The organism is Anaerolineae bacterium, assembly GCA_016931895.1.
Classification (GTDB): domain Bacteria; phylum Chloroflexota; class Anaerolineae; order 4572-78; family J111; genus JAFGNV01.
Window position 1 is genome coordinate 1 of sequence record JAFGDY010000253.1, and the last position, 7486, is coordinate 7486.

Genomic DNA, 7486 nt, shown 5'->3' on the forward strand with positions numbered 1-7486 from the left:
CCGGAGGCCATGTGGGTCATTCGCGTGGAAGACTTCCCGGTGGTGGTCACTATGGACAGCCACGGCGAGAGTATTCACCAGCAAATTGAGACCAAGTCGGGGGAGAAATTGACCGAACTGATCGGTATTTAGGCACGTATTGTTTGGGACTTTGCCCGCAAAATGAGGTCTGTAGAATAGTTTGACAATATTTCTGATGTGTACTATTTTATGGGCCGAGATAAGCTTCCGCTATATGTAAGATGTGGCAGAGGGAGGTAATTACCCCTTGAAGCAATCAGTTCGTGCGGTGGAGCGGGCTTTAGATATTCTCTTGTGCTTCTCCAGGCAAACACCCGAGCTGACCCTGACCCAAATAGCCGAGCAAGTTGGGCTGTACAAAAGTACAGTGCATCGCTTGTTGGCCACATTAGAGGGAAAGCGTTTCGTACAACGAGACCCGGATACAGGCATTTACCGGCCAGGTATTCGCCTGCTCCGGCTGGTTTATCTTACGTTAGAGCACAACGACCTGCGCCGGCTGGCAGCTCCGTTTCTACTTCACTTGTGGGAGCAGCAGCACGAAACGGTTGATCTGGCCGTGTTGGATGATATGGATGTTATTTTTCTGGATGTGCTCGAAAGTCCACAACGGGTCAAATTGGCTGCGGCCATTGGGCAGCGGCTTCCCGCCCATGCTACAGCCTCTGGCAAAGCCATCCTCGCGTTTATGCCCGAGGAGACAGGATGGCGTATTCTAAAGGGCGGTATGTCTCAATTTACTCAGCATACGCTTTGTTCATCAGAAGTATTGTTTGAAACCCTACGCCATACCCGAGAGCAGGGCTTTGCCCTCTCCTTGGAAGAATATGAGGAAGGGATTAACGCCGTCGCTGCCCCGATCCTCGATCTGAACGACCAGCCTATCGCGTCGGTCGCCATTGCTGGGCCTGCCTACCGGTTCAATCGAGAACAAATGATTGAAATCGCCCCTCAAATTCTGGCCACCGCTCGTAACATCGCCCAAGAGGTGGAGATGGCGGCGCATCCTCAGACAAATACAAGGTCATGATTTCACGTGGCTTCAGCTCAAAAACAAAAAAGACGCTGATTGTATTAACCAACGTCTTAAAAATAACTTTATATAATGCCTCGGGAGAGACTCGAACTCTCACGCCCTAATGGGCACAGGCCCTCAACCTGCTGTGTATGCCAATTCCACCACCGAGGCCGGTGTAACAATTAATTGTGAATGATTAATGAATAATTAGCCGTTCACAATTATACCGCCTCCGCCCATTTTGTCAAAAGATAGAGCAAAATAGAACCCTGATGCACCTGATTTCTCAAAATCAGAAAGAGGCTAAGGACCTGAATCTACATATAGTGGGTTGAGGTCTGTTTTTTAAGAGTAGAGCCACTATATCTAGGGCCTCAGCCCTTTCAAGAAGCAGGTAAATGATTGTCGGTAAAGGCGAGGTATGCTATACTATCCTATCAGCAATTTGGCGCAGCGTGGCCCGCACAAGCCAAGAAAAAATTCGCTCTGATGAAACAAAACCCTTTACCCAGGCTGGATCGGGCTGAAACGTTAAGACAAAAAATACTGCCGTTTTGTCGCCTGAAACCGGGTGAGATTTGGCGTGACCCGCTTAATGTCCATAAAGTGGGCTGTCTGGATGCGACAAAGGCCGCAGATGTTGACCAATTAATGGCCGGAGAACCGGCCAAACTGGCTATTCACGATCCGCCCTACAACCTGGTGGCCTTTGCGGAACGGCAGTTAGCGGATTATATCAATTGGTGCCGGCAGTGGGTAAGCCATACCTGGCGCGTTTTGGCTAAACACAGTGCGTTTTATGTTTGGCTGGGCGCGGACCAAAAAAATCATTTCCAGCCCCTGCCCGACTTTATGGTGATGATGCGCGAGTTTGATTTTGAGCCGCGCAGCTTTTTGACCATGCGCAACCAGCGCGGTTACGGCACGCAAAAAAACTGGATGGCTGTGCGGCAAGAGCTGCTTTATTACGTTAAGGGTGATCCCTTTTTTGCGGTGCAATACACCGATATCCCCAAAATTTTGCGGGGTTATTATAAAAAAGTCAACGGCCGCCTTACCGAAAATTTAGAACGCAGCAAGTCTCACCATCTCCGGCCGGGCAATGTTTGGGTTGACATTCAACAAGTGTTTTACCGGATGGAAGAAAATGTTTCCGGCTGTTATGCCCAAAAGCCGCTCCAGGCGATCGAACGAATCATCCAGGCCAGCTCCCAACCCGGCGACCTGGTGATTGATTTTTTCAGCCATTCCGGGGCAACCTTGATTGCCTGTGAACGGGCCCAACGCCCCTGTTTCACTATGGATATGGACCCTATCTATTGTGAAATTACCATCCGCCGCCTGGAACAACTGCGCCAAACCGGCAAACTCGGCTGGCAAAATGGGCATCCGTTTGAAAAAGAGTTTAAGTCTTATTTAGAAAATGGCGACCCTTTACCTGAAAGAATACAGTCAGATAAATCATAATGGAACAACCCATGGAAATAGGAATCGTAAAACCCGTAGATATTGAAAACGAAATGAAAGTGGCCTACCTGGATTACGCCATGAGCGTGATTGTAGCCCGGGCCTTGCCCGACGCCCGCGACGGCTTAAAGCCCGTGCATCGCCGCATTCTCTACGCCATGCACGATATGGGCATCCGGCACAATACGCCGTACCGTAAAAGCGCGCGGGTGGTGGGCGACGTGTTGGGTAAATATCACCCCCACGGAGATATAGCCGTGTACGACGCCATGGTGCGCATGGCCCAGGATTTTTCAATGCGATACGTGCTGGTAGATGGCCAGGGCAACTTTGGCAGCATTGATGGCGACAGCCCGGCGGCCATGCGCTATACCGAATCCCGTCTGGCCGCAATTTCCCAGGAAATGCTGGCCGATATTGACAAAAACACTGTTGACTGGGCCGATAATTTTGACGGCAGTTTGCAAGAGCCGCAGGCGCTGCCGGCCCGCCTGCCCAATTTATTGCTCAACGGCACCTCGGGGATTGCGGTGGGAATGGCCACCAATATCCCGCCTCACAACCTGGTGGAAATTTGCCACGCGCTGGCTTATCTGATTGACCGCTACGACACCATTGACGACGTGACCGTTGACGATCTGATGAAATTTGTCAAGGGGCCGGACTTTCCCACCGGCGCTACTATTTTTGGCCATGAGGGCCTGGTTAACGCTTATGCCACCGGCAAGGGCCGGATCACCATGCGGGCGGTGGCCCGCATTGAAGAGATCAAGGGCAATCGCCACCGCATTGTGGTTAGCGAAATTCCTTACCAGGTGAATAAATCCTCGCTGCTGGAACGCATTGCCGATTTGGTGCGCGACGGCAAAATCAAAGACATCTCCGATTTACGCGACGAGTCGGACCGGGCCGGCCTCTCTATTGTTATTGAACTGAAGCGAGGGGCCCAACCCAAAAAGGTGCTGAATCAACTCTATAAATTCACCACCCTGCAATCTACCTTTGGCATCAACATGCTGGCCCTGGTTGACGGCGTGCCGCGCCTGCTGCCGCTCAAACGCGCCCTACTGGAACACATTGAGCACCGCCGCAACGTAATTACGCGCCGCACCCGATTTGACCTGGACAAAGCCAAACAGCGGGCGCATATTTTAGAAGGGCTGCGGATTGCCCTGGGCTACTTGGACGACGTTATCCAAACCATTCGCCAAAGCCAGGACGCCGACACCGCCCGCACGCAACTTATGCAAAAATTCAAACTGAGCGAAATCCAGGCCCAGGCCATTTTAGACATGCAATTGCGCCGTTTGGCCGCCCTGGAACGTCAGAAAATTGAAGATGAATACCAGGAAGTGATGCAGACAATTGCTTACCTGGAGGATCTACTGGCCAATCCGCAAAAAATATTGGGCCTGATCAAAGACGACCTGGCCCAACTCAAAGAGAAGTATGGCGACGAACGGCGCACCCGCATTCTGGTTGACGTGACCGAAGACTTTGACGAAGAAGATTTGGTCAAAGATGAAAAGGTGTTGATTGCCCTCACGCAGCGGGGTTACATTAAGCGGGTGCCGGCCCAAACCTATCGCAGCCAGGCCCGCGGCGGGCGCGGCGTAACCGGAATGACCACCCGCGATGAGGATGAGGTTGAGTTTTTGTTTACCGCCAGCACTCTGGATACCATTCTCTACTTCACGGATAGGGGTAAAGTTTACTCTGAAAAAACTTACCAAATTCCCGACGCCAGCCGGACCGCCAGGGGGTCGTCCATCATTAATTTGATTAACCTGGTGCCGGGTGAAAAAATTACGGCCACAGTGGCGGTGCCCAATTTTGACCAGGCCGAATATTTGGTGATGCTGACCCGCCAGGGCCGCATCAAACGCGTTGACCTGAGCGAGTTTTCTTCCGTGCGGCCCAGCGGTTTGATTGCGCTCAATCTTGACCAAGACGACGAACTCGGCTGGGTTAAACTGACCAGCGGCCGAAACGAGATTGTGATTGTTTCGCGCCAGGGACAGGCCATTCGTTTTAATGAAAATGACGTTCGGCCCATGGGCCGGACGGCAGCCGGAGTAGGGGCCATGCGGCTCAGAGCCGGCGACGAAATTAGGGGCATGGACGTGGTTGAACCCGAAGCCGATTTGCTGGTGGTCACCGAAAAAGGTTTTGCCAAACGCACCCCCTTGAGCGAATATACCTTGCAGCGCCGCAACGGCAGCGGCATCCGCACCCTGGCCAAAAATATGAGCAAAACCGGCGATATTGTGGCCGCCCGGGTAGTGTCGGATAAAGGCGATTTGACCATTATTTCCCGGGATGGCGTCATTTTGCGCACGGCTATTAAAAGTATTTCCAAATTGGGGCGCGCTACCCGGGGGGTGAAAGTCATGTCGTTCAAAGGGGATGATGTGGTCGCTTCGGTGGCCGTTTTGGCCCCAAATGATAAGAACGCTGATAACGAGAGCAAAGAAGAGATCATTAATGGACCAGACTCTAAGGCCCAAACATCTGAGCCAACATCATCTCAATTGGCCCTTACTGAAACATCAGACAATGGACAGGATAACTGAGTTAAAGGGGATACCTTATTATGCTGCGGACCCGCCTTGTTACCGCCCTGATCACCATTCCCCTCGTAGCCGTCATCACGTTTATGGGCGGCATCTGGTTTGCCCTGGGAGCGGCGCTGTTTGCCTTAATTGCCGGCTGGGAATTTGTCCAGATGATGAAAGTGGGCGGTTATGCGCCCAATAAGGTTATGGTGCTTGGCCTGATTGCCTTGCTGATATTGGCCGGGTACCGGCCCGATGTCAGCCTGCCCCTGCTCTTCAGCCTGGCCATTTTGCTCTCGTTGGCCTGGCAGCTTTTTCGCCTCACTCCGGCGCCCACGGCCGATTGGGCTTTGACCCTGGCCGGTGGGCTTTACATTGGGTGGGGTTTGGGCCAGTTGGTCGCTTTGCGGCAATTGGCCAACGGCCTGGCCTGGGTTTGGCTGGCTCTGGTGGCTACCTGGCTGGCCGACACGCTGGCCTACTTTGTTGGCCGGGCCATGGGCCGACATAAACTCTGGCCGCGGCATAGCCCCAAAAAAACCTGGGAAGGTTTTGCGGCCGGCCTGGTGGGCGGGGTGATGGGCGCGGCCATAGTGATCCCTTTCTCCAACCTTAGTTGGATCACGGGCCTGGCGGCCGGCGTACTTGTAACCATTGCAGCCTTGTTTGGCGACCTGTCTATCTCGCTGATGAAACGCCATGTGGGCGTGAAAGATTCTTCCAACCTTTTCCCCGGCCACGGCGGTTTTTTGGACCGAGCAGACAGTTTGTTGTTTGTGAGCGTGGTAATTTATTACTATGCGCTGTGGGTTGGGTAAAAAGCAGGCGAAAACGACCAGGAGTTCTCATTAACTGCGTTCACCACCAAGCATAAAAATGGAGTCCAGAGCTTGCTCTGGCATGCCAAACCAAGGTTCGGACTCCTATTTTCAAGGGAGATAAACCATGCCGGGGATGGCAATGCGAGACTTTACATGTATCCTTTGCCGGCGACCTTTTAGCATGTTTTACGGCGACTTGATTGTTACCGAAGATTTGATTTGTGAGGAATGTCGGGCCGAATTCCGGCGATTAGAAGGTGATGCCTTGAGGCGGTACATATTTGAACATCTGGACAAAAGTCAACCAGAACAAGAAGCCCTGGGGAATAGAATTGTGCAAACCATGGAAAGGCTCAAACAGCGCGGGCCGGATGTAAAAAAATGATCCGGTACAGAAAAATGCAGCCCTGAATCTGGGAGATGAAACAATGACCATCAAAAAACCAACGCTCGTGCTTATTGACGGCCACGCCCTGGCTTACCGGGCCTACTTTGGCATGCCCGCCACCTTCAGCACCAAAGAAGGCGAGCCGACCCACGCCGTTTACGGTTTCACCAATATGCTGCTGGCCGTGTGGAAAGAGTACAACCCCGATTACTTCATCGTCACCTTTGACCGGGGCGACACCTTCCGCCATCGGATGTACGGCGAATACAAAGCCACGCGGGAGAAAATGCCCGATGACCTGCGCAGCCAGATTACGCGCATCGAGCAATTGGTCAAAGCCTTTAACATGCCCGTTTTCACCAAAGAAGGTTACGAAGCCGACGACCTGCTGGGTACGCTGGCGGCTCAGTCTGCCGCGCGCGGCATCGAGGCCCTCATTGTTACCGGCGACCGGGACGCTTTTCAACTGGTTGCCCCAAATATCAAAGTGATTATCTCCGGCAAACGTTTTGCCGACCGCGAGGTGTACGACGAAGCCCGCGTAAAAGAACGGTATGGCGTTACGCCCAAACAACTCATTGAGCTAAAAGGGCTGGTGGGCGATAGCAGCGACAATATTCCCGGGGTCAGAGGCATTGGCGAAAAGGGCGGGGCTACCCTCATTCAACAGTACGGCACGCTGGAAGAAATTTACCGCCGCCTGCCCGAAATCTCCCCCTCACTGCGGGCCAAATTAGAAACCGATCGGGACAACGCTTTCCTGTCCCGCGATCTGGGGCGGATCATTACCGACGTGCCCGGCGTGGAATTGAACATTGCGGCGGGCAAAACAACGGATTTTGACCTGGCCGAAGTGGCCAATCTATTTGTTGAACTTGAATTTAACACCATCTTCAATCGTATCCCCGGCGCGCCGCCCGATAAATCGCCTACAGAAGTAGCCACCGTCAAACCGGCCAAAGTTACCGCGCCCCAACCACCGGATGGCCGTTACGTTACCGTGGATACGCCGCAAAAATTGGCCGGCCTGGTGACCAAATTAAAGCAGCAACCCCACCTGGCCGTTGACGTGGAAACCGACAGCACCGACGAAGTGCAAGCCAACCTGGTGGGCCTGGCCATCACGCCCGCCGCGGGCGAAGGTTATTACATTCCGCTGGCCCACGGCCAAATACAACCGCAACGCGGCCAGGCGGCTCTCTTTGACCTCGCCCCC

General features: G+C 53.2%; 7 protein-coding genes and 1 tRNA gene. 7 read left to right on the top strand and 1 reads right to left on the bottom strand.

Features of this window, described 5'->3' with window-relative positions:
- Together JW953_19420 and JW953_19425 are read left to right on the top strand one after the other, a co-directional pair.
- On the top strand, positions 1 to 132 hold a 132-nt coding region (locus JW953_19420), incomplete at its 5' end, for a fumarate hydratase C-terminal domain-containing protein (GenBank protein MBN1994876.1).
- A 136-nt stretch (positions 133 to 268) separates the two neighbouring features.
- On the top strand, positions 269 to 1051 hold the full coding sequence (locus JW953_19425; GenBank protein MBN1994877.1) for an IclR family transcriptional regulator: 783 nt from the start codon (positions 269 to 271) through the stop codon (positions 1049 to 1051).
- A 76-nt stretch (positions 1052 to 1127) separates the two neighbouring features.
- Here JW953_19425 and JW953_19430 read toward each other — a convergent pair.
- Positions 1128 to 1210, bottom strand: a tRNA-Leu gene (locus JW953_19430).
- Positions 1211 to 1528: 318 nt separating this feature from the next.
- Between JW953_19430 and JW953_19435 the strand changes: the two genes are divergently transcribed.
- The 5 genes from JW953_19435 to JW953_19455 form a co-directional block, all read left to right on the top strand.
- Positions 1529 to 2506, top strand: a complete 978-nt coding sequence (locus JW953_19435) for a site-specific DNA-methyltransferase (GenBank protein ID MBN1994878.1) — start codon at positions 1529 to 1531, stop codon at positions 2504 to 2506.
- An 11-nt stretch (positions 2507 to 2517) separates the two neighbouring features.
- Positions 2518 to 5079, top strand: coding sequence for a DNA gyrase subunit A (gene gyrA, locus JW953_19440; GenBank protein ID MBN1994879.1), 2562 nt, complete (start codon positions 2518 to 2520; stop codon positions 5077 to 5079).
- A 20-nt stretch (positions 5080 to 5099) separates the two neighbouring features.
- The gene (locus tag JW953_19445; GenBank protein ID MBN1994880.1) at positions 5100 to 5879 is read left to right on the top strand and encodes a phosphatidate cytidylyltransferase; all 780 of its coding nucleotides are present in this window, start codon (positions 5100 to 5102) and stop codon (positions 5877 to 5879) included.
- A gap of 142 nt (positions 5880 to 6021) precedes the next feature.
- Positions 6022 to 6267: a hypothetical protein gene (locus JW953_19450; GenBank protein MBN1994881.1), complete on the top strand. Its 246-nt coding sequence runs from the start codon at positions 6022 to 6024 to the stop codon at positions 6265 to 6267.
- 43 nt (positions 6268 to 6310) lie between these two features.
- A partial coding sequence (locus JW953_19455; protein ID MBN1994882.1) for a DNA polymerase I occupies positions 6311 to 7486 on the top strand: 1176 nt, incomplete at its 3' end.

Excerpts from the sequence above, each read along its gene's own strand:
- gyrA (MBN1994879.1), top strand. The coding sequence starts at position 2,518 with ATGGAAATAGGAATCGTAAAACCCGTAGATATTGAAAACGAAATGAAA.
- JW953_19445 (MBN1994880.1), top strand. The coding sequence starts at position 5,100 with ATGCTGCGGACCCGCCTTGTTACCGCCCTGATCACCATTCCCCTCGTA.
- JW953_19450 (MBN1994881.1), top strand. The coding sequence starts at position 6,022 with ATGCGAGACTTTACATGTATCCTTTGCCGGCGACCTTTTAGCATGTTT.
- JW953_19435 (MBN1994878.1), top strand. The coding sequence starts at position 1,529 with ATGAAACAAAACCCTTTACCCAGGCTGGATCGGGCTGAAACGTTAAGA.